The 19,752-nt window shown below is 71.7% G+C and carries 22 protein-coding genes and 1 tRNA gene; 12 read left to right on the forward strand and 11 right to left on the reverse strand.

All coding sequences use genetic code 11. The annotated features are described in order from the left end of the window. The first annotated feature begins 148 nt into the window (after positions 1-148). From IE242_RS13360 to IE242_RS13370, 3 genes are read left to right on the forward strand one after another with little or no spacing between them, the layout of a single operon-like run. Positions 149-913: an SDR family oxidoreductase gene (locus tag IE242_RS13360; RefSeq protein ID WP_189858721.1), complete on the forward strand. Its 765-nt coding sequence runs from the start codon at positions 149-151 to the stop codon at positions 911-913. Beyond that, positions 910-2,577 (forward strand): class I adenylate-forming enzyme family protein, encoded by a 1,668-nt coding sequence (locus IE242_RS13365; protein ID WP_189858723.1) that lies wholly within the window; start codon positions 910-912, stop codon positions 2,575-2,577. The genes IE242_RS13360 and IE242_RS13365 overlap by 4 nt, the downstream gene beginning before the upstream one ends. Positions 2,578-2,632: 55 nt before the next feature. Beyond that, positions 2,633-3,226 carry a TetR/AcrR family transcriptional regulator gene (locus IE242_RS13370; protein ID WP_189858724.1) on the forward strand — a complete coding sequence of 198 codons (594 nt, stop codon included), beginning with the start codon at positions 2,633-2,635 and terminating at the stop codon, positions 3,224-3,226. Between the two features lie 53 nt (positions 3,227-3,279). Here IE242_RS13370 and IE242_RS13375 read toward each other — a convergent pair whose 3' ends face one another. From IE242_RS13375 to IE242_RS13385, 3 genes are all read right to left on the reverse strand, one after another. Then, positions 3,280-4,494, reverse strand: coding sequence for an acyl-CoA dehydrogenase family protein (locus IE242_RS13375; RefSeq protein ID WP_189858726.1), 1,215 nt, complete (start codon positions 4,492-4,494; stop codon positions 3,280-3,282). A 6-nt stretch (positions 4,495-4,500) separates the two neighbouring features. Beyond that, on the reverse strand, positions 4,501-5,535 hold the full coding sequence (locus tag IE242_RS13380) for a phosphotransferase family protein (protein WP_189858728.1): 1,035 nt from the start codon (positions 5,533-5,535) through the stop codon (positions 4,501-4,503). Between the two features lie 181 nt (positions 5,536-5,716). Beyond that, positions 5,717-6,013, reverse strand: a complete 297-nt coding sequence (locus IE242_RS13385) for a hypothetical protein (RefSeq protein ID WP_189858730.1) — start codon at positions 6,011-6,013, stop codon at positions 5,717-5,719. A 135-nt stretch (positions 6,014-6,148) separates the two neighbouring features. Here IE242_RS13385 and IE242_RS13390 point away from each other — a divergent pair, with 135 nt between their 5' ends. Then, a complete protein-coding gene (locus IE242_RS13390) occupies positions 6,149-7,075 on the forward strand; it encodes an NADP-dependent oxidoreductase (protein WP_189858732.1) in 927 nt (308 codons plus the stop codon). Between the two features lie 63 nt (positions 7,076-7,138). Here the strand turns inward: IE242_RS13390 and IE242_RS13395 are convergent, their stop codons facing one another. The 3 genes from IE242_RS13395 to IE242_RS13405 are packed head-to-tail and all read right to left on the reverse strand — an operon-like array spanning position 7,139 to position 8,384. Continuing rightward, positions 7,139-7,447 carry a DUF202 domain-containing protein gene (locus IE242_RS13395; protein WP_373299516.1) on the reverse strand — a complete coding sequence of 103 codons (309 nt, stop codon included), beginning with the start codon at positions 7,445-7,447 and terminating at the stop codon, positions 7,139-7,141. A gap of 5 nt (positions 7,448-7,452) precedes the next feature. Next, the gene (locus IE242_RS13400; protein WP_189858734.1) at positions 7,453-7,863 is read right to left on the reverse strand and encodes a YidH family protein; all 411 of its coding nucleotides are present in this window, start codon (positions 7,861-7,863) and stop codon (positions 7,453-7,455) included. Further along, entirely contained in the window at positions 7,860-8,384 is a 525-nt protein-coding gene (locus IE242_RS13405; RefSeq protein ID WP_189858736.1) for an NUDIX hydrolase, read from the reverse strand. The genes IE242_RS13400 and IE242_RS13405 overlap by 4 nt, the downstream gene beginning before the upstream one ends. 165 nt (positions 8,385-8,549) lie before the next feature. Here IE242_RS13405 and IE242_RS13410 point away from each other — a divergent pair, with 165 nt between their 5' ends. Continuing rightward, entirely contained in the window at positions 8,550-10,205 is a 1,656-nt protein-coding gene (locus tag IE242_RS13410; protein ID WP_189858738.1) for an FAD-binding dehydrogenase, read from the forward strand. Positions 10,206-10,303: 98 nt separating this feature from the next. Here the strand turns inward: IE242_RS13410 and IE242_RS13415 are convergent, their stop codons facing one another. Both IE242_RS13415 and IE242_RS13420 read right to left on the reverse strand, forming a co-directional pair. Next, a complete protein-coding gene (locus tag IE242_RS13415) occupies positions 10,304-11,710 on the reverse strand; it encodes a GntP family permease (RefSeq protein ID WP_189858740.1) in 1,407 nt (468 codons plus the stop codon). Positions 11,711-11,896: 186 nt separating this feature from the next. Further along, the gene (locus tag IE242_RS13420) at positions 11,897-12,415 is read right to left on the reverse strand and encodes a gluconokinase (protein ID WP_189858742.1); all 519 of its coding nucleotides are present in this window, start codon (positions 12,413-12,415) and stop codon (positions 11,897-11,899) included. 155 nt (positions 12,416-12,570) lie between these two features. Here IE242_RS13420 and IE242_RS13425 point away from each other — a divergent pair, with 155 nt between their 5' ends. Further along, entirely contained in the window at positions 12,571-13,296 is a 726-nt protein-coding gene (locus tag IE242_RS13425; protein ID WP_189858744.1) for a FadR/GntR family transcriptional regulator, read from the forward strand. 42 nt (positions 13,297-13,338) lie between these two features. On the opposite strand, the gene IE242_RS13430 is transcribed toward IE242_RS13425, so the two are convergent. Further along, positions 13,339-13,761, reverse strand: coding sequence for a YchJ family protein (locus IE242_RS13430; RefSeq protein ID WP_189858746.1), 423 nt, complete (start codon positions 13,759-13,761; stop codon positions 13,339-13,341). 490 nt (positions 13,762-14,251) lie between these two features. Here IE242_RS13430 and IE242_RS38590 point away from each other — a divergent pair, with 490 nt between their 5' ends. Further along, positions 14,252-14,374: a hypothetical protein gene (locus IE242_RS38590; protein ID WP_268249460.1), complete on the forward strand. Its 123-nt coding sequence runs from the start codon at positions 14,252-14,254 to the stop codon at positions 14,372-14,374. 317 nt (positions 14,375-14,691) lie between these two features. Beyond that, positions 14,692-15,567 (forward strand): peptidoglycan-binding protein, encoded by an 876-nt coding sequence (locus IE242_RS13435; RefSeq protein WP_189858748.1) that lies wholly within the window; start codon positions 14,692-14,694, stop codon positions 15,565-15,567. A 72-nt stretch (positions 15,568-15,639) separates the two neighbouring features. Here IE242_RS13435 and IE242_RS13440 read toward each other — a convergent pair. Next, positions 15,640-15,727 (reverse strand) — tRNA-Leu (locus tag IE242_RS13440). 233 nt (positions 15,728-15,960) lie between these two features. Here IE242_RS13440 and IE242_RS13445 point away from each other — a divergent pair. From IE242_RS13445 to IE242_RS13455, 3 genes are all read left to right on the forward strand, one after another. Continuing rightward, on the forward strand, positions 15,961-17,286 hold the full coding sequence (locus tag IE242_RS13445) for a M20/M25/M40 family metallo-hydrolase (protein WP_189858750.1): 1,326 nt from the start codon (positions 15,961-15,963) through the stop codon (positions 17,284-17,286). A gap of 162 nt (positions 17,287-17,448) precedes the next feature. Continuing rightward, positions 17,449-17,682 (forward strand): chaplin, encoded by a 234-nt coding sequence (locus tag IE242_RS13450; RefSeq protein WP_189858751.1) that lies wholly within the window; start codon positions 17,449-17,451, stop codon positions 17,680-17,682. A gap of 119 nt (positions 17,683-17,801) precedes the next feature. Beyond that, entirely contained in the window at positions 17,802-18,725 is a 924-nt protein-coding gene (locus IE242_RS13455; RefSeq protein WP_189858753.1) for a chaplin, read from the forward strand. Between the two features lie 88 nt (positions 18,726-18,813). Here IE242_RS13455 and IE242_RS13460 read toward each other — a convergent pair whose 3' ends face one another. Continuing rightward, complete coding sequence (locus IE242_RS13460; RefSeq protein WP_043407302.1) at positions 18,814-19,002, reverse strand: DUF5703 family protein; 189 nt, start codon at positions 19,000-19,002, stop codon at positions 18,814-18,816. A 47-nt stretch (positions 19,003-19,049) separates the two neighbouring features. Here IE242_RS13460 and IE242_RS13465 point away from each other — a divergent pair, with 47 nt between their 5' ends. After that, the gene (locus IE242_RS13465) at positions 19,050-19,748 is read left to right on the forward strand and encodes a hypothetical protein (RefSeq protein WP_189858755.1); all 699 of its coding nucleotides are present in this window, start codon (positions 19,050-19,052) and stop codon (positions 19,746-19,748) included. Positions 19,749-19,752 lie beyond the last annotated feature (4 nt).

Raw genomic sequence — 19,752 nt, forward strand, 5'->3', positions numbered from 1 at the left:
TCATGCACGGTAGCGCGCCGGTGGGCGCCGGGGAACGAGGCCGACGCGGCGAACGCGGCGCCGACCGCGGGGACACCCCTTCCGCAGTACATACCGACTGGTTAGTCTGGCCGGGCACAACCGAGTCGCGTCGCGTCGAAGGAGACCGATGGTGGAAGCCGTGCAGGATGCGAGAGTGGTCGTCACCGGGGCGGGGGGCGGCATAGGCGCCGCGCTGGCCCGGCGGTTCGCGGCCGAGGGCGCACGTGTCGCCGTCAACGACCTCGACGCGGACCGGGCGGAGGCGGTGGCCCGCGAGATCGGCGGCATCGCGGTCCCCGGTGACGCGTCCGCGATCGCCGCCGAGGCCCGGGACGCCCTCGGCGGCACCGTCGACGTGTACTGCGCCAACGCGGGCCTCGGCTCCGGCGGCACGGAGGCGGCCGGCGAGGAGGTCTGGGCGCGGGCCTGGGACGTCAACGTGATGGCGCACGTCCGCGCGGCCGAGGCGCTGCTCCCGGAGTGGCTGGAGCGCGGCAGCGGCCGCTTCGTCTCCACGGTCTCGGCCGCCGGGCTGCTCACCATGATCGGCGCCGCTCCCTACAGCGTCACCAAGCACGGTGCGTACGCCTTCGCCGAGTGGCTGTCGCTGACCTACCGCCACCGCGGCCTGAAGGTGCACGCGATCTGTCCCCAGGGCGTGCGCACCGACATGCTGGCGAGCTCGGGCAGCGCGGGCGACCTGGTGCTCGCGCCGAACGCGATCGAGCCCGAGGAGGTCGCGAACGCGCTGTTCCAGGGCATCGAGGAAGACCGCTTCCTGATCCTGCCGCACCCCGAGGTCGCGGAGTACTACCAGGCGCGGGCGGCCGTTCCGGACCGCTGGCTGACCGGCATGAACCACATCCAGCAGAAGTGGGAGGCGACCCGATGACCGTGTCCTCAGGAGAGATCTCGTACACGGACAAGCCCTGGCTGGCCCTGCTCAGCGACGCCCAGCGCGCCCCGGTCGACCCGCCGGACTCCCTGGTGCACGCCCTGCGCGCCGCCCGCTCCCGCACGCCCGGGCGCACCGCTCTCGCCTACTTCGACGGACGGCTCAGCTACGCCGAGGTGGACGCCCTCAGCGACTCCGTCGCCGGTCATCTCGCCGCACGCGGACTCGGCCACGGCGACCGGGTCGCCATCCTGCTCCAGAACTCCCCGCACTTCGTGCTGGCCCTGCTGGGCGCCTGGAAGGCGGGCGCGATCGTGGTGCCGGTGAACCCGATGTACAAGTCGGGCGAGGTCACGCACGTCCTGGAGGACGCCGACGTGACGGCGCTGATCTGCTCCGACCGCGCGTGGGAGACGTATCTGCGGGACACGGCCGCCGGCTCGCCCGTACGGATCGTGCTCACCGCCTGCGAGCGGGACCTGCAGAGCCGCGACGACGCGCGCGTGCTGAACTTCGAGCGGCTGCCGCAGGCCGCCGACGCCGACGACCTGGTGGCCGCCGCCCGCGCCGGGCACGAGGCTCCCGAGGGCAGGGACGTCGGCCCGTCCGACATCGCGCTGATCAGCTACACCTCGGGCACCAGCGGCACCCCCAAGGGCGCCACCAACACGCACGGCAACATCATGTACAACGCCGAGCGGCAGCGGACCGGACTGAAGTTGCCCGAGGCGCCTGTCTACTTCGCGATGGCGCCGCTGTTCCACATCACCGGCATGGTCTGCCAGCTCGTCTCCTCGCTCAACAGCGGGGGCACGCTCGTCCTCGCGTACCGCTTCGAGGCGGGCGTCGTCCTCGACGCGTTCGCCGAGCACCGGCCGCACTACACCGTGGGCCCGTCGACCGCGTTCATGGCACTGGCCGCGCACCCGGACGTCACCCGCGACCACTTCTCCTCGTTCCGGTCGATCTCCTCGGGCGGGGCGCCGCTGCCGCCCGCGCTGGTGGAGAAGTTCCGCGCCGGCTTCGGGCCGTACATCCACAACGGGTACGGGCTCACCGAGTGCACCGCGCCCTGCGCCTCCGTGCCGCCGGACCTGGAGGCTCCCGTGGACCCGGGCTCGGGCACCCTGGCCGTCGGACTGCCCGGGCCCGAGACGGTGGTCCGGATCGTGGACGACGAGGGCCGTGAGGTGCCCTTCGGCGAACAGGGCGAGATCGTGGTCAGCGGCCCGCAGGTCGTCCCCGGCTACTGGCGGCGGCCCGAGGCCACCGCCGAGACCTTCCCGGACGGTGAGCTGCGCACCGGCGACATCGGGTTCATGGACGAACAGGGCTGGCTCTACGTCGTCGACCGCAAGAAGGACATGATCAACGCCTCCGGGTTCAAGGTGTGGCCCCGCGAGGTCGAGGACGTGCTCTACGCCCACCCGGCGGTCCGCGAGGCGGCCGTCGTCGGGGTGCCCGACGGGTACCGCGGCGAGACCGTCAAGGCGTACATCAGCCTCCGTCCGGGGGCCGAGACGGACCCCGACGCACTGGCCGCCTGGTGCAAGGAGAGACTGGCCGCCTACAAGTATCCGCGTCAGGTGGAGATCCTGCCCGACCTGCCGAAGACGACGAGTGGCAAGATCCTCCGTCGGGAACTGCGTTCCCGGCCGTGAACGCACAAGCATCGAACAGAACCCGGTAAGCAGGACGGAAAGGCAGGTGGCGGCAGTGCCCAGGACGACGGACGCGGACGGGCAACCCGTCCCGCAGCGGCTGCTGGCCGCCGCCACCCGGCTCTTCGCCGAGCAGGGGTACGACCGCACGTCGGTGCAGGAGATCGTGGAGGCCGCAGGGGTCACCAAGGGCGCGCTGTACCACTACTTCGGCTCCAAGGACGATCTGCTGCACGAGGTGTACGCGCGCGTGCTGCGCGTCCAGCAGGAGCGCCTGGACGCCTTCGCGGGAGCGGACGCGCCGGTCGAGGAGCGGTTGCGGGGCGCCGCGGCCGACGTCGTCGTCACCACGATCGAGAACCTCGACGACGCGTCGATCTTCTTCCGCTCGATGCACCACCTGAGCCCGGAGAAGAACAAGCAGGTGCGCGCCGAGCGCCGGCGCTACCACGAGCGCTTCCGTGCGCTCGTCGAGGAGGGCCAGGAGTCGGGCGTCTTCTCCAAGGCGACCCCGGCCGACCTGGTGGTGGACTACCACTTCGGGTCCGTGCACCACCTGTCCACCTGGTACCGCCCCGAGGGGCCCATGACCCCGCAGCAGGTCGCCGACCACCTGGCGGACCTGCTGCTGCGGGCGCTGCGGCCGTAGACGTCGCATGCGTAAGGGGCGGACGCCATGGCGTCCGCCCCTTACACGCGTGCTCACATGTACTTCTTCAGCTCCCGCCGCGCCAGCGACCGCTGGTGCACCTCGTCCGGCCCGTCGGCGAGCATCAGCGTCCGGGCGCCCGCGTACAGCTCCGCCAGCGGGAAGTCCTGGCTGACGCCGCCCGCGCCGTGCAGCTGGATCGCCCGGTCGATGATGTCGACGACCGTGCGCGGGGTGGCGATCTTGATGGCCTGGATCTCGGTGTGGGCGCCCCGGTTGCCGACCGTGTCCATCATCCAGGCCGTCTTCAGGACCAGCAGGCGCAGCTGCTCGACGGCCACGCGCGCGTCCGCGATCCAGTTCTGCACCACGCCCTGCTGCGCCAGCGCCTTGCCGAACGCCGTACGGGAGACCGCCCGCCGGCACATCAGCTCGATGGCCCGCTCGGCCATGCCGATCAGCCGCATGCAGTGGTGGATACGGCCCGGTCCGAGCCGCGCCTGCGCGATGGCGAAGCCGCCGCCCTCCTCGCCGATGAGGTTCGTGACCGGCACGCGCGCGTGGTCGAAGACGACCTCGGCGTGCCCGCCGTGCCAGTGGTCCTCGTAGCCGAAGACCTGCATCGCGCGCCGGACCTCGACGCCCGGGGTGTCGCGCGGCACGAGCACCATGGACTGCTGGCGGCGGATGTCCGCCCCGTCCGGGTCGGTCTTGCCCATCACGATGAAGATCTTGCAGTCCGGGTTCATCGCGCCGGATATGTACCACTTACGGCCCGTGATGACGTACTCGTCGCCGTCCCGCTCGATGTGCGTGGTGATGTTGGTGGCGTCGGACGAGGCCACCTCCGGCTCGGTCATCGCGAACGCCGAGCGGATCTCACCGGCCAGCAGCGGCTCCAGCCACTGCTTCTTCTGCTGCTCGTCGCCGAACTGGGCGAGCACCTCCATGTTGCCCGTGTCGGGCGCGCCGCAGTTCAGCGCGGTGGGCGCCAGTTGCGGGGAGCGGCCGGCGATCTCGGCGAGCGGCGCGTACTGGAGGTTGGTGAGCCCGGCACCGTACTCCGCGTCCGGCAGGAACAGGTTCCACAGCCCCTGCCGGCGCGCCTCCGCCTTCAGCTCCTCGACGACGGCGGGCGTCTCCCACGGGGACGACAGCCGGGCGCGCTGCTCGTGGGCGACCGCCTCGGCGGGGTACACGTGCTCGTCCATGAAGGCGAGGAGTTTCGCCCGCAGCTCCTCGGTGCGGGCGTCGAATGCGAAGTCCATGATGGATCAGCCCTCTCGGGAGACTGTCTGCAGGGTCGTCAGGCCGTGCTCGATGAAGACGGGCACCAGGTCGCCGATCCGGTCGAAACCGCGGCCGACGGTCTGGCCGAGCGTGTAGCGGTAGTGGATGCCCTCCAGGATCACGGCGAGCTTGAACCAGGCGAACGCCGTGTACCAGGAGACCGCGGACACGTCGCGCCCGGAGCGCGCGGCGTACCGCTCGACCAGCTCCGCCGGGTCCGGGTGCCCGGGGGCCGTGGCGGTCGTGGAGACGGGGGAGTCGGGCAGCCCGTGCGGCGTGCTGTACATCACCAGCAGACCCAGGTCGGTCAGCGGGTCACCGAGGGTGGACATCTCCCAGTCGAGGATGGCGGCGATCCGGTCGTCCTCGCCCATGAGCACGTTGTCGAGCCGGTAGTCGCCGTGCACCACGGTGGCGGCGGGGGAGCGGGGCAGCTCACGGCCCAGGGCGGCGTGCAGCTCGTCGATGCCGGCCAGGTCGCGGTTGCGCGACGCGTCCAGCTGCTTGCCCCAGCGCCGCAACTGCCGGTCGAGGAAGCCCTCCGGGCGGCCGAAGTCCGCGAGGCCCACCTCGGCGGGGTCCACCGCGTGCAGCTCGACGAGCGTGTCGACCAGCCCGAGGACCGCCTCCCGGGTGCGCTCGGGACCGAGCGGGGCGAGCTGCTCGGCGGTGCGGTACGGGGTGCCCTCGACGAACTCCATGACGTAGAACGGCGCGCCGAGCACCTCCTCGTCCTCGCACAGCAGCACGGGCCGCGGCACGGGCACGTCCGTGGGGTGCAGGGCGCTGATCACGCGGTGCTCGCGCTTCATGTCGTGCGCGGTCGCCAGTACATGGCCGAGCGGCGGCCGCCGCACGACCCACTTCCCGGTGCCGTCCGTGACCTCGTACGTCAGGTTGGACCGTCCGCCCTCGATCAGCCGGCCGGTCAGGGGGCCGCTCACCAGGCCGGGCCGCTCGGCGTCGAGCAGGGCGCGCAGCCGGTCGGGATCGAGACCTGGCGGATGGTCAGGGCGCATCGTGGCTCCTACGTGGGGGTCGGCAGGACCTTCCTGGGACCTTCCACATGATGCCGACCGGTCGGTATGCCGTCCAGAGGGGGAGCCGGAAGTGATCGGAATCTCGACGGGGGTGCGGAGGACGGAGAGGGATGCACAGGCCCCTTGGGGCGCCGCGGGCCCCCAAGGGGCGGGAGAGGAACTAGTGGTCGTCCCAGTGCCCCTCGTGCGCCGCGTGCCGGTGCCCGTCGTGGAGATAGTCGACGTGGTCGCCGTGCCGGACCGAGGCATGTCCGCAGTTCGTGCCGTGCTCGTGGTCGTGCCCGGTGTGGGTGATGTGTCCCTGGGGCTCGCACTCGTCCCAGTGGCCGGAGTGCTCCCGGTGCAGATGCCCGTCGTGCGCGTAGTCGACGTGGTCGCCGTGCTGGACGACGGTGTGCCCGCAGGTCGGGCCGTGGCGGTGCTCGTGAGTGGAGTGTTCCTGGTGAACGGTGGTCATGGTGCTCACCTTCAGGGGGTACGGGCTAGTGGCTGGGAACACAGCCAGGCTAGTCACATGACGGGCGTGATCGGCATGCTTTGACGGCGTGTGCCCGGCTTGCGTCACGTTCTCATAACCCGGAAGGTCGAAGACATGAAGGCGATCAGTTACAGCCGGTACGGCGGACCCGAGGTCCTGGAGTACGGAGATGTGCGCGAACCCAGGCTCGGACCGGACCAGGTACTGGTGAAGGTGCGCGCGGCGGCCGTGAACCCCGTGGACTGGAAGTGCCGCGAGGGCTACCTGGACCCGATGCTGGAGGCCGCCTTCCCGGTCGTCCCGGGCTGGGACGTGTCCGGGGTGGTGGAGCGGACCGGCGGCGCCGTCCCGGAGTGGGCGCCCGGCGACGAGGTCATCGGCTACGTGCGCGAGGACTTCCTGTCCCGCGGCACCTTCGCCGAGTACGTCGCCGCACCCGTCCGCACGCTGGCCCGCAAGCCGCCGAACCTCTCCTTCGAGGAGGCGGCGGGCCTGCCCCTGGTCGGGCTCACCGCCTACCAGGCGCTCACCAGGGTGCTCGACGTGCGCCGGGACGAGACCGTCCTCGTCAGCGCGGCCGCGGGCGGCGTCGGCTCGCTCGCCGTCCAGATCGCCCGCCACCTCGGAGCCCGCGTGATCGGCACCGCGAGCGAGCGCAACCACGACTTCGTACGGAGCCTCGGCGGCGAACCGGTCACCTACGGCGAGGGCCTCGTCGACCGGGTGCGGGCCCTGGTGCCGATGGGCGTGGACGCGGCCCTCGACGTCATCGGCGGCGACTCGCTGAAGGAGTTCGCCCAGCTCCTGGCCCCGGAGGGGCGGATCACCTCCATCTCGGACCCGGCCGTCACCGAGCACGGCGGCCAGTACTGGTTCGTCCGCCCCGACCCGGCCGATCTGCAGCGCCTGTCCGATCTGGCCGCCGAGGGCGTGATCTCGGTGCACGTGTCGGAGACGTTCCCCCTGGAGCGGGCCGCCGAGGCGCACCGGCTGAACCAGGAGGGCCGTACCCGGGGCAAGATCGTGGTGACGGTGGACTGACGCCGGCGTTCCGACGCCGTGCCGCAGAACGGAATCGGCTCGTCGCCGCGCCCCGGAACACCCTCAGAGCACCAGGGCCGCCGCACACACGGCCAGCGCGACCGTGCACAGCGCGGCCGCGCCGGCGGTGCGCGGGGTGAGCGCCGCCGGGCGGGGCGCGGCCAGGGCGCGGATCCGCGACTGGGCGACGGCCAGGAAGCCCAGCCACAGCGCCGCGCAGACGGCGCACATCACCACACGGGTGACCGAGGGCCCGCCGGCCAGCGCGGTCTTCGCGGCGAGCACCGCGGCGACGGTGCACGCCAGCGTCGTACGCCGCCACGCGAGCCGTGTGCGCTCCGGCTGGAGTCCCGGATCGCGCTCCTCGCGCACGTCCCTCAGCCCTCCCAGCCCAGCAGCACCACCACGGCCATGGCCACGGCGACCACGGCCACGACGACGGCGAGCAGGGCGGGGAACCGCGACACGGGCAGGTCCTCGCCCCGCCGCATCGCCCGCTCCACCCGCACCCAGTGGTTGACCGCGCGCAGCGAACACAGCACACCGGTCGTGAGCAGAGCGAGGGCGAGCCCCACCCGCCACCCCCAGCGCAGGTCCGGCAGGAACTGGTCCACCGCGAAGCCCCCGCCGATCAGCGCGAGCGCGGTCCGCAGCCAGGCGAGGAAGGTCCGCTCGTTCGCCAGCGAGAACCGGTAGTCGGGCGTCGTGCCCTCCGCACGGATCTCCCGGGGCACGAACCACAGCCGGACGGCGCGCCGGAAGCCCGAGAACGCCGAGAACCCGGTCACGGGCGGCGGCCCTCGTACGCCTTGAGCCGTTCGTACGCGGCCAGCCCGTCCGGCACCCACTCCCACGCACCCTCGCCGAGCCGCAGCTCCACCTCGTCCTCCGGCAGGAAGCCGTGCCAGGCGACCTCCTCCACCTGCGGGTTCACCGGCAGGTCACAGCGCACCTCGTACACGGCGGACCACCACGCCCCGCCGGCCCCGTCGTCGTACAGGAACTTGAAGAGGAACACGGGCCTGGGCAGTCCGCTCACGCCCAGCTCCTCCTCGGCCTCGCGGAGGGCCGCGTCGTCGTAGGACTCACCCGCGCCGACGACACCGCCGACGAACATGTCGTACCGGGAGGGGAAGACCAGCTTGGTCGGGGTGCGGCGGTGGACGAAGATCCGCCCCTGCGCGTCGCGCACCAGGACGAAGGCGCAGCGGTGGCGCAGCCCGCGCGCGTACGCCTCACCCCTGGGCCACTGCCCGATGACCCGGTCGTCCTCGTCCACGATGTCGATGATCTCGTCGGCGGCACTCATGGGCCCATCCAATCAAGGACGTCCGACAGTCCGACCACCTGATCGCGGCGAACGCACGCACCTGAACAGTTGACTGGGCCCCGTCCGTGCCGAAGGATGCCGTCGCACAGTCGCTGACCCACCGGTAACAACGCCCGGCACCGCGCCGACCGAGAGGACGTCCCCATGGCGTACGACGCAGATGTGATCGTGATCGGGGCGGGTCTCGCCGGTCTGGCGGCCACCGCGGAACTCGTCGACGCGGGCCGTTCGGTGATCCTCCTCGACCAGGAGCCGGAGCAGTCGCTGGGCGGCCAGGCGTTCTGGTCCTTCGGCGGGCTCTTCTTCGTGGACTCGCCCGAGCAGCGCCGGCTGCGGATCAGGGACAGCCACGCGCTCGCCCTCCAGGACTGGATGGGCACGGCCGCCTTCGACCGGCCCGAGGACCACTGGCCGCGCAAGTGGGCCGAGGCGTACGTCGACTTCGCGGCCGGCGAGAAACGCGCCTGGCTGCACCGGCAGGGCGTGCGGTTCTTCCCGGTGGTGGGCTGGGCGGAGCGCGGCGGCTACGACGCCACCGGGCACGGCAACTCCGTGCCCCGCTTCCACATCACGTGGGGTACCGGGCCGGGCCTCCTGGAGCCGTTCGTACGGCGGGTGCGGGCGGGCGTGGACCGGGGGCTGGTGCAGCTCCGCTTCCGGCACCGCGTCACCGGGCTGTCCCGCAGCGCGGGCACCGTCGACACCGTCACCGGGGAGGTCCTGGAGCCCTCGGGCGTCCAGCGCGGACACGCCAGCAGCCGCACCGTCACCGGCGCGTTCGAGCTCCGCGCCCAGGCGGTGATCGTCACCTCCGGCGGCATCGGCGGCAACCACGACCTCGTCCGCGCCAACTGGCCGAAGCGGCTCGGCACCCCGCCCGAGCGGATGGTGTCCGGCGTGCCCGCCCACGTCGACGGGAAGGTGCTCGGCATCGCGGAGAAGGCGGGCGCCCACCTGATCAACCGCGACCGGATGTGGCACTACACCGAGGGCCTGCACAACTGGAACCCCATTTGGGAGAACCACGGCATCCGCATCCTCCCCGGCCCCTCGTCGCTCTGGCTGGACGCGCGCGGCAGACGCCTGCCCGTGCCGCTGTTCCCGGGCTTCGACACCCTCGGCACCCTGGAACACATCATGGGCACCGGGTACGACCACACGTGGTTCGTGCTCGACCAGAAGATCATCGGCAAGGAGTTCACGCTCTCCGGCTCCGAGCAGAACCCCGACCTCACCGGCCGGTCCGTCCGGGGTGTCCTCGACCGGGCGCGAGCCGACGTCCCCGGCCCGGTGAAGGCGTTCATGGACCACGGCGTCGACTTCGTCGTCGAGAAGGACCTCCCCGCCCTCGTCCGCGGGATGAACGCCCTCACCGAGGAGCCCCTGATCGACGAGGCCGAACTGCGCCGAGAGATCGTCGCCCGCGACCGCGAGGTCAGAAACCCCTTCACCAAGGATCTCCAGGTCATGGCGGTCCGCAGCGCCCGCAGCTACCTCGGCGACCGGCTGATCCGCACCGCGGCCCCGCACCGCATCCTCGACCCGAAGGCGGGCCCGCTGATCGCCGTCCGCCTGAACATCCTCACCCGCAAGACCCTCGGCGGACTGGAGACGGACCTCTCCTCACGCGTCCTCACCGAGAGCGGCGAGCCGCTGGACGGCGTGTACGCGGCGGGCGAGGCGGCCGGGTTCGGCGGTGGCGGTGTCCACGGGTACCGGTCGCTGGAGGGCACGTTCCTGGGCGGCTGCCTCTTCTCGGGGCGTACGGCGGGCCGGGCGGCGGCGAAGGCGGTCGGCTGAGCCGATCCGCGTGGGCACGGCGAAGGGGCCCGGGAACCGGTCACGGTTCCCGGGCCCCAAGAGGTCCGCGGGGGTACTCGTACGAGTCGGAGCCCGTACTAGATCACTAGCGACAGCAGCAGGACCAGGCCGCCCGCGACCACGGAGATGATGCACTCCATCACCGACCAGGTCTTCAGGTTCTGCCCGACGCTGACCCCGAAGTACTCCTTGATCAGCCAGAAACCGGCGTCGTTCACATGGCTCAGGAACACCGAGCCCGCGCCGATGGCCAGCACCAGCAGGGCGGCGTGCGTGGTCGACATGTCGGCCGCGAGCGGCGCGACGAGACCGGCCGCCGAGATGGTGGCCACGGTCGCCGAACCGGTCGCCAGCCGGATCGCCACCGCGATCAGCCAGGCCAGCAGGATCGCCGGGATCGACCAGTCCTTGGAGATGTCCAGGACCATCTGGCCGACGCCCGAGTCGATCAGCGTCTGCTTGAAGCCGCCGCCGGCGCCGACGATGAGCAGGATGCCCGCGATCGGGGCGAGGGACTTCTCGACGGTCTCGGAGAGCCGGCCCTTGCTGAACCCGGCCGGGCGGCCCATGGTGAACAGGGCCACCAGCACGGACGCGAGCAGGGCGATCATCGGCGAGCCGATCACGTCGAAGACGCGCTGCACGGAGTTCTCGGGGTCGTCGATGACGATGTCGACGAGCGCCTTGGCCAGCATCAGCACGACCGGCAGCAGCATGGTGGCGAGGGTGGCCCCGAAGCTGGGGCGGCGGCCCGTCTTCTCGAGCTCGCCGGAGGTGCGCGGCTCGATCATCCGCTCGGGCGCCTGGACGTCCACCCAGCGGGCGGCGACCTTGGAGAACACCGGGCCGGCGATGATCACCGTCGGGATGGCGACCAGCACACCGAGGGCGAGGGTGATACCGAGGTCGGCCCCGACCGCGTCGACCGCGGCCAGCGGACCGGGGTGCGGGGGCACCAGGCCGTGCATCACGGACAGACCGGCGAGCGCCGGGATGCCGATCCGCATCAGCGAGTAGTTGCCGCGCTTGGCGACCATCATCACGACCGGGATCAGCAGCACGACGCCGACCTCGAAGAACAGCGGCAGACCGATCACCGAGGCGATCAGCACCATCGCCCACGGCATCGAACGGCCGCCGGCCTTCCTGAGGATCGTGTCGACGATCTGGTCGGCGCCGCCGGAGTCCGCGAGCAGCTTGCCGAGGATCGCGCCCAGGGCGATGAGGACGCCGACGCCGGAGACCGTAGAGCCGAGTCCGCTGGTGAAGCTGCTGATGACCTTGTCGAGGGGGGCACCGGCCGCGGCGCCGAGGGCCAGCGAGCCGATCGTCAGGGACAGGAAGGCGTGCAGCTTGAACTTGGTGATGAGCAGCACGATGACGGCGATGCCCGCCAGGACGGCGATGCCCAGCTGAGCGTGGCCCGCCGAGGTGATCGGTTCGGCGGTGTCCGCTGCCAGCATCTCGACGCTGAGTCTGGTCACGGTGAATCCCTTGCGTGTACGGGGAGGTGGGGGAGGGAGGGGGAGGAGGCGGGCCGGCCGTCGGATCCGCGGTCCGCGGGGCCGAGGTGAGGGGCCGGGCCGCCCGGTCTGTCGAGGGACCGAACGGCGTTCGGCCCGTCGGGTGCTCCGGGGGTGCTTCCTGCCGCTTCCGGGTCCTGCCGGACCTTACGAAGCGGGCCGGTCGAGCTCGTCCAGTGCGTCGGCGGCCCGCCCGGCGATGTCCTCGGGACTGCCCGCGACGTCGACGGCGACACCCGCCTCGTCCGCCTCGAGCGGCTGGAGCGTGGCGAACTGGGAGTCCAGCAGGGCCGTCGGCATGAAGTGGCCCTGCCGCTTGCCCATCCGGTCCTCGATGAGGGCCCGGTCGCCGCTGAGGTGGACGAAGACGACGTCCGGCGCGGCCGCCCGCAACCGGTCCCGGTAGCTGCGCTTCAGCGCCGAGCAGCTCACCACCCCGCCGAGTCCGGACCGCTCGTGGGCCCAGGCGCCGATGGCGTCCAGCCACGGCCACCGGTCCGTGTCGTCCAGGGGGGTCCCGGCCGACATCTTGGCGATGTTGGCCTCCGGGTGGAAGTCGTCGCCCTCGGCGTACGGAACGCCGAGCCGGGACGCGAGCAGGGGGCCGATCGTGGTCTTGCCGGTCCCTGCCACACCCATGACCACGACGACGTGGGGGGTACGCATGAACTACCTCGCTGTGCTGTCTTCGTCGACATCGACGCCATCTCTGTCATTCGGCGTCGACCTCACTGAAACCCATTAGGTACGACAAATTCAAGAGTCTGTGATGAATAAGTCTGACTTTTTCTCGGAGCGGCCGTGCTCGTACCCTGATCCCCATGAGCACAGGGGGCCGAGGACTGCACGGCCAGGTACTGGACATCCTCGGACCGGCGATCACCGCGGGCGAATACCCGCCGGGCAGCGTGCTGCGCACCGACGAGCTGGCGCAGCGCTTCGAGGTGTCACGCTCCGTGATGCGCGAGGCGGTCCGGGTGCTGGAGTCCATGCACCTGGTGGAGTCCCGCCGCCGGGTCGGCGTGACGGTCCGCCCGACCCCCGAGTGGAACGTGTACGACCCCCAGGTCATCCGCTGGCGGCTGGCCGGCGCCGACCGGCCGCGCCAGCTGCGTTCGCTCACCGTGCTGCGCTCCGCGGTCGAGCCGGTCGCCGCGGGGCTGGCCGCGCGGCACGCCACCGCGGAACAGTGCGCCGAGCTCACCGAGGCCGCCCTCGGCATGGTGGCCAACTCGAAGGGGCACCAGCTGGAGGGATACCTCTTCCACGACGTGGCCTTCCACCGGGTGGTCCTCAACGCCTCGGGCAACGAGATGTTCGCCCGCCTCGGTGATGTCGTCGCGGAGGTCCTCACGGGACGCACCCAGCACGAGGTGATGTTCCACGACCCCGACCCGGCCGCCGTCACCCTGCACGTCCAGGTCGCCGAGGCCGTCCGCGCGGGCGACGCGGCCCGGGCCGAGCAGCTCACCCGGGAGATCACGCTCGGCGCGCTCGAGGAGCTGGAGATCCTGGCGCCGAACGGGCGGAGGCCGGCCGCGGGCTGAGCGTCCGAGGCCGCTCCGGGAGGTTCCCGGCCGCTCGCCCGGCTACTCCGGGAAGTCCCCGTCCACGTACACCCACGCGCCGTCGACCCGCTCGAAGCGGCTGCGCTCGTGCAGCGCGCCGCCGCGGTAGGAGGCCCGGAAGGTCACTGTCCCCGTGGTGTGGAACGCCGAGCCGCCGGACGTCTCCAGCACCTCCAGCCCCGTCCATACCGGACCGGTGCCGAGGTCGACCTCCGTGGGCCGGGTGCGCGGATGCCACGTCCGCAGCAGATAGGCCTCGTCCCGCTTCACGAACGCGCTGTACCGCGACCGCATCAGCGCCTCGGCCGTGGGGGCCGCCGCCTCCCCCCGGTGGAACCGGCCACAGCACACCTCGTACGTCTCCGCATGACCGCATGGGCAGGAGAGGGTGTGCGCGGGGGCCGGGGCGGGCCGCCGCCGGGAAGGCGAAGTGCGTCGGGGCATGCCCCCATTCTGCGGCAACGCCGTCCGGGCGGACCATGCGCGGCGTCCGCCGCGGCACGCGCACATCGTGTCCGAGAGGTGCCCCGGCCCTCTGTGGACTTCCCCTCAGAAGGGCGATGAGTGGCGTGAACACGCCTTGCCGTCCCAACTCCCCACTCTCCAGAGTGGATCGAGCGCTCGAGCATCAGGAGTCACAAGCACGCCGCTCGACCCGGACGACCGACGCGCGGTCTCCTGATGCCTCCACCCAGTGCCCGGCAAGGAGTCCAGGGGAAGGAGGGGAGAAGCCGGCGCAGCCCCCGCGTCCCGGCGTCCACGTCGAAGCGCTTCCCGGCGGCGTCCGCCGCGGACCTCTGGACGCACCGGTACGCGTCACCGGCTCCGCCGCACCCGAGCGCCGCTTCGGCGGACCGGGCCCGCGCGGTGCCATCGCCGTCGACCACGACACGACACGCCCCGCCCCCGCCCCGACGAGACCTTCGACCTGCGGGTGTACGACGCCGAGGACGACGCCCGCGAGAGCTCACCGGTCTGCCCCGCACCCCGCACCCCGCACCCCGCGCGCGGCCGCCCCGCGCCGACCGTGACGATCGGCGACGTGGAGCGCGCGTGAACGCCGATGCCGTACGACCTCCGACACCGTCAGCACGACCCCCGACTCCGTCGGCAAGGTCTCGCCGCACCGTCGCAGAGCCGGCGCCGCTGCCCGGAGCGCGAGCCGCGCGCTGCTCGACGCGCCCGACAGGGCAGTGAGCGCCGGGGCCGGCCGGCCGCCGAGCCCGACGAGCGGACCGCCGTCCGGTTCCACCAGGCCCGCACCCTCGCCGCCGACCTGACCGGACCGCACGGCGACCCGGCCCCCGCCACCCTCCGGCCGCGGACCACATCCCGGCCGAAGCAGCCGAAGAGAGCCACGGAAGGAAACGAGTGATGGCGACACCCCTGAGCGCCTCGAAGATGGTGCAGATCCTGCGCGCGGAGGGCCTGACGGTCCACGAGGTACGCAGCTGGCGCACGCACAACCGCAACGCGAAGGGCCCGTGGGGACCGGTCAACGGCGTGATGATCCACCACACCGTCACCTCCGGCACCACCGCGTCCGTGAACATCTGCTACGACGGCTACTCCGGCCTGCCGGGCCCCCTGTGCCACGGCGTCATCGACAAGCGGGGCCACGTCCACCTCGTCGGCAACGGCCGCGCCAACCACGCGGGCCTCGGCGACGGCGACGTCCTGCGCGCCGTGATCGGCGAGACGGCCCTGCCGGCCGACAACGAGGCCGACACCGACGGCAACCGGCACTTCTACGGCTTCGAGTGCATCAACCTCGGCGACGGCAGGGACCCCTGGCCCGAGGCGCAGAAGGAGGCCGTCGAGAAGGCCGCCGCCGCGATCTGCCGTCACCACGGCTGGACCGAGCGGTCCGTGATCGGCCATCTGGAGTGGCAGCCCGGCAAGGTCGATCCGCGCGGCTTCACGATGAGCAGCATGCGCAAGCGCATAGCCGAGCGGCTGCGCGGCCAGGGTGGCGGTGGTCAGGACCCGGCGCCGGCGTACGAGCCGTTCCCGGGCAGCGGCTGGTTCCGCGTGGGCCGCAGATCCCCGGTGATCACCGCCATGGGCCGCCGTCTGGTGGCCGAGGGCTGCGGCCGCTACGAGGAGGGGCCGGGCCCCGAGTGGACCGAGGCCGACCGGAGGTCTTACTCGGCCTGGCAGCGGAAGCTGGGCTACAGGGGCCAGGACGCGGACGGCATCCCCGGCAGAACCAGCTGGGACAGGCTGAAGGTCCCCGCGACCGGGGGCTGAGCCGCGACCGAGGCTGAGCCGCGACCGTAAGCCGAAGGCCCCGCTCCTCTGGGAGGAGCGGGGCCTTCGCCGTGGTGTCCGAGGGGGGACTTGAACCCCCACGCCCGATAAAGGGCACTAGCACCTCAAGCTAGCGCGTCTGCCATTCCGCCACCCGGACAAGGTGTCTGTCGTGCGGGGTTTCCCTCGCGGCGACAGAGAAAACATTACCAGGCTTTCGAGGGCCCTCGATCACCTCCCGGTCCCACCCCGGGCCCACTCCCGTCCCACCACCCGCCCCGCTTCCCCGTCCGGTGTGAACGGCGTGTGACGGGCCGGGCCCGGTCTTGGGCGGGCGGGGCAGCGGAGGGAGGATGAGGGGAACCACCAGCGACGACAGCGGGAGGAAGCAGCGTGAGCGACACGGACACGACCAGGGGCGTCACCGGCGAGGACGAGGTCGTGGACCTCTGCCGCGAGCTGATCCGCATCGACACCAGCAACTACGGCGACCACTCCGGCCCGGGCGAGCGGAAGGCCGCCGAGTACGTCGCCGAGAAGCTCGCCGAGGTCGGTCTCGAACCGAAGATCTTCGAGTCCCACCAGGGGCGCGCCTCCACGGTCGCCCGCATCGAGGGCGAGGACCCGTCCCGGCCCGCGCTCCTCATCCACGGCCACACCGACGTCGTCCCGGCGAACGCCTCGGACTGGACCCGCCACCCGTTCTCCGGCGAGATCGCGGACGGCTGCGTGTGGGGCCGCGGCGCGGTCGACATGAAGGACATGGACGCCATGACCCTGGCGGTCGTGCGCGACCGGCTGCGCAGCGGCCGCAAGCCCCCGCGCGACATCGTGCTCGCCTTCCTCGCCGACGAGGAGGCCGGCGGCACGTACGGCGCGAAGTACCTGGTCGACAAGCACCCGGACCTCTTCGAGGGCGTCACCGAGGCGATCGGCGAGGTCGGCGGGTTCTCCTTCACGGTCAACGAGAAGCTGCGGCTCTACCTCGTCGAGACCGCCGAGAAGGGCATGCACTGGATGCGGCTCACCGTGGACGGCACGGCCGGGCACGGCTCGATGACCAACACCGACAACGCCATCACCGAGCTCTGCGACGCCGTCGCCAGGCTCGGGCGCCACACCTGGCCGGTGCGGGTCACCAAGACCGTACGGGCCTTCCTGGACGAGCTGTCCGACGCGCTCGGCACCGAGCTCGACCCGGACAACATGGACGAGACGCTGGCCAAGCTCGGCGGCATCGCCAAGATGATCGGCACGACCCTGCGCAACTCGGCCGCCCCGACCATGCTCGGCGCCGGCTACAAGGTCAACGTCATCCCGGGCCAGGCCACCGCGCACGTCGACGGCCGCTTCCTGCCCGGCTACGAGGAGGAGTTCCTCGCCGACCTCGACCGGATCCTCGGCCCGCGGGTCAAGCGGGAGGACGTGCACGCGGACAAGGCCCTGGAGACCGACTTCGACGGCCGGCTCGTCGACGCCATGCAGAGCGCGCTGCGCGCCGAGGACCCGATCGCCCGGGCGGTGCCGTACATGCTCTCCGGCGGCACCGACGCCAAGTCCTTCGACGACCTCGGCATCCGCTGCTTCGGCTTCGCGCCGCTGCAGCTGCCGCCGGAGCTGGACTTCGCGGGCATGTTCCACGGTGTCGATGAGCGGGTGCCGGTGGACGGCCTGAAGTTCGGCGTGCGGGTGCTCGACCGTTTCATCGACGCGTCCTGAGCGGAGCCGGCCTGAGCGATTCGGCCTGAGCGATTCGGCAGTCCGTACGATGATCGACCGGGACGAGTGAATGAGACCATCAGCTCGTATCTCTATTACTCCTTCCTCGTTTCAGACCGTGTGATCCGCACTACGGGATCTCATTGTCAACAAGGAGGAATAATGATCAAGAAGGTCGTCGCCACCGCGGCTGCCACCGGCGGTCTGGTTCTCGCGGGTGCGGGACTGGCTGCCGCTCACACGGGCGCCCAGGCTGCGGCCGTGGGCTCCCCTGGTGTCCTCTCGGGCAACGTCCTGCAGGTGCCCGTCAAGGTCTCGCCGAACATCTGCGGCAACACGGTCAACGTGGTCGGGCTGATGAACCCCGCCTTCGGCAACGCCTGCTACAGCAAGTGACGTCGTGCCTCATCCCATGAGGGTCTGAGCCCGTCGGCCCCGGAGTGCGAGCCGCGCTCCGGGGCCGACCGGCTTCTCCGAGTGAAGCGATCCAGGACACGAAGGCAGGGAATTCGACGATGCGACAGGTCACTCGCAAGGGCCTGATGACCATGGCGGCGGCAACGGGCGTCATCGCCGCGACCGGCGGCTACGCGAGCGCCGACTCCGGCGCCCAGAGCACCGCCGCCAACTCGCCCGGGGTGCTCTCGGGCAACTCCGTGCAGGCTCCGGTGCACGCGCCGGCCAACGTCTGCGGCAACACCGTGAGCGTCGTGGGGGAGTTCAACCCGTCGGCGGGCAACCGGTGCGCCAACGGTGGAGGCGGAGCCCAGGGCGATGACGGCGGGTACGGCGGGTACGGCGGGTACGGTGATGGTGCCCATGGTGACGGTGGCTACGGAAGCCACGGGGATGACGTGGGTTACGGAGGCCACGGGGGCGGCGGTTCCCAGGCCAGTGGGGTCGCCGGTGACTCGCCCGGTGTCGCCACCGGGAACGATGTCCAGGTGCCGGTGAACGCCCCGGTCAACGTGTGCGGCAACAACGTGCAGGCCGTCGGGATCGGCAACTCCACCACCGGGAACGAGTGCGGGAACGGGGCCGGCTCCGGCGACGACCACTCCGGTGGCGGCCACCCGATGCCTCCGGGCGACGGTCACGAGAACCCGCCGGGCGATCCGGGACACCCGGCTGACCAGGGCACCCCGGGCTCTCCCGCTGCCCCCGGGGACGCGGACGGCGCGGGCCACTCCGGGAACCACGCGAGGCCGGGCGAGCCCGGGGAGCCAGGACGTCCCGGTGCGTCCGGCGGTACGGGCGACCCGGCCTGGGACGGCGAGCGGGCGGACCTCCTCAGCGCGCAGACCGTCACGCAGCCCCAGGGCATCGCGGAGCTCGCGCGGACGGGCAGTGACCTTCCGCTCGGCCTCGCGCTCCCGGTGGGCGCGGGCGCGCTGCTCGGCGGGGCCCTGCTCTACCGCAAGGCACGGGCGCTCTCGTAACCGGCGGCCGGCACAACGGAGCGGGCCCCGCACCGGCGGGGCCCGCTTCCGTTGTTCTTCTCATGTTGTTCTTCTCAGTCGGAAGCCCTCACCATGTAGCGCGCACCTGGCGGATGATCCGCCGACGCAGCCGCACCTTGCGGCTGCCGTCACGCAGCAGGCTCAGGCGGTCCAGTTCCCAGTGACCGTACTCGGCATGGTCCGTCAGCAGACGTGTGGCTTCCTTGCGGGAGACCCCGCGCGGAACGTACACGTCGACAAATTCGTATTCCGGCATCGCATCTATTGTGCGGGCTGGGGCCCGGTGCGGATAGCGTCTGCACTATGTCTGATGCTGCGCAGCCGACCGCTGCCGAGGTACGCGCCGCCGCCGAGGCGGTCAAGACCGCGCTCGACCGTCACCTGGCGGCGGTCGAGCGGAGGACGGGGAAGGACACCCCGACCGTCACCGAAGCGTTCAACGAGCTGGCCGCGGCGGCCGAGGCCTACGACGAGCTCCTCTTCCAGTGCTACGACGAGGTCACGCCGTTCGACATCCCCGGCACGGTACCGCCCTACACCGGCCCGGAACCCGAGGCCATCAGCGTGCTGATCCGGCGGGACTACACCGTGGTGGAGCCGCAGCGGCTGCTGGCACAGGCACAGCGGGTCGAGGCCGTGGAGGACGACGAGTCGGGGGACGAGGGCTCCGGCGACGGCGGTACGGCACATGCGCTGGACATCGTGTTCGGCGAGTTCGAAGCGGATGAGATCGCCTCGCGGCACAAGGAGTTCGGGCTGGAGGAGGGCGACTCCACGCTCTGGGTGACGGCCCTGGACGAGCCTGCCGAGCCCGGCGAATGGCTGGAGACGCCCTTCGAGCAGCCCGAGCAGGACCGGGTCGTCTGCCGGTTCGACGCCAGTACCGTCTTCGACGACGAGGCCGATGACGAACTCGACGACGACGGATTCGGCCCCGCACCCGCGTACGTCGGGGAACTGGACGACGACGAGGATCTGGAACCGCTGGACGCGGATCGCTGAGCGG

The organism is Streptomyces poonensis, assembly GCF_014650915.1.
Taxonomy (GTDB): domain Bacteria; phylum Actinomycetota; class Actinomycetes; order Streptomycetales; family Streptomycetaceae; genus Streptomyces; species Streptomyces poonensis.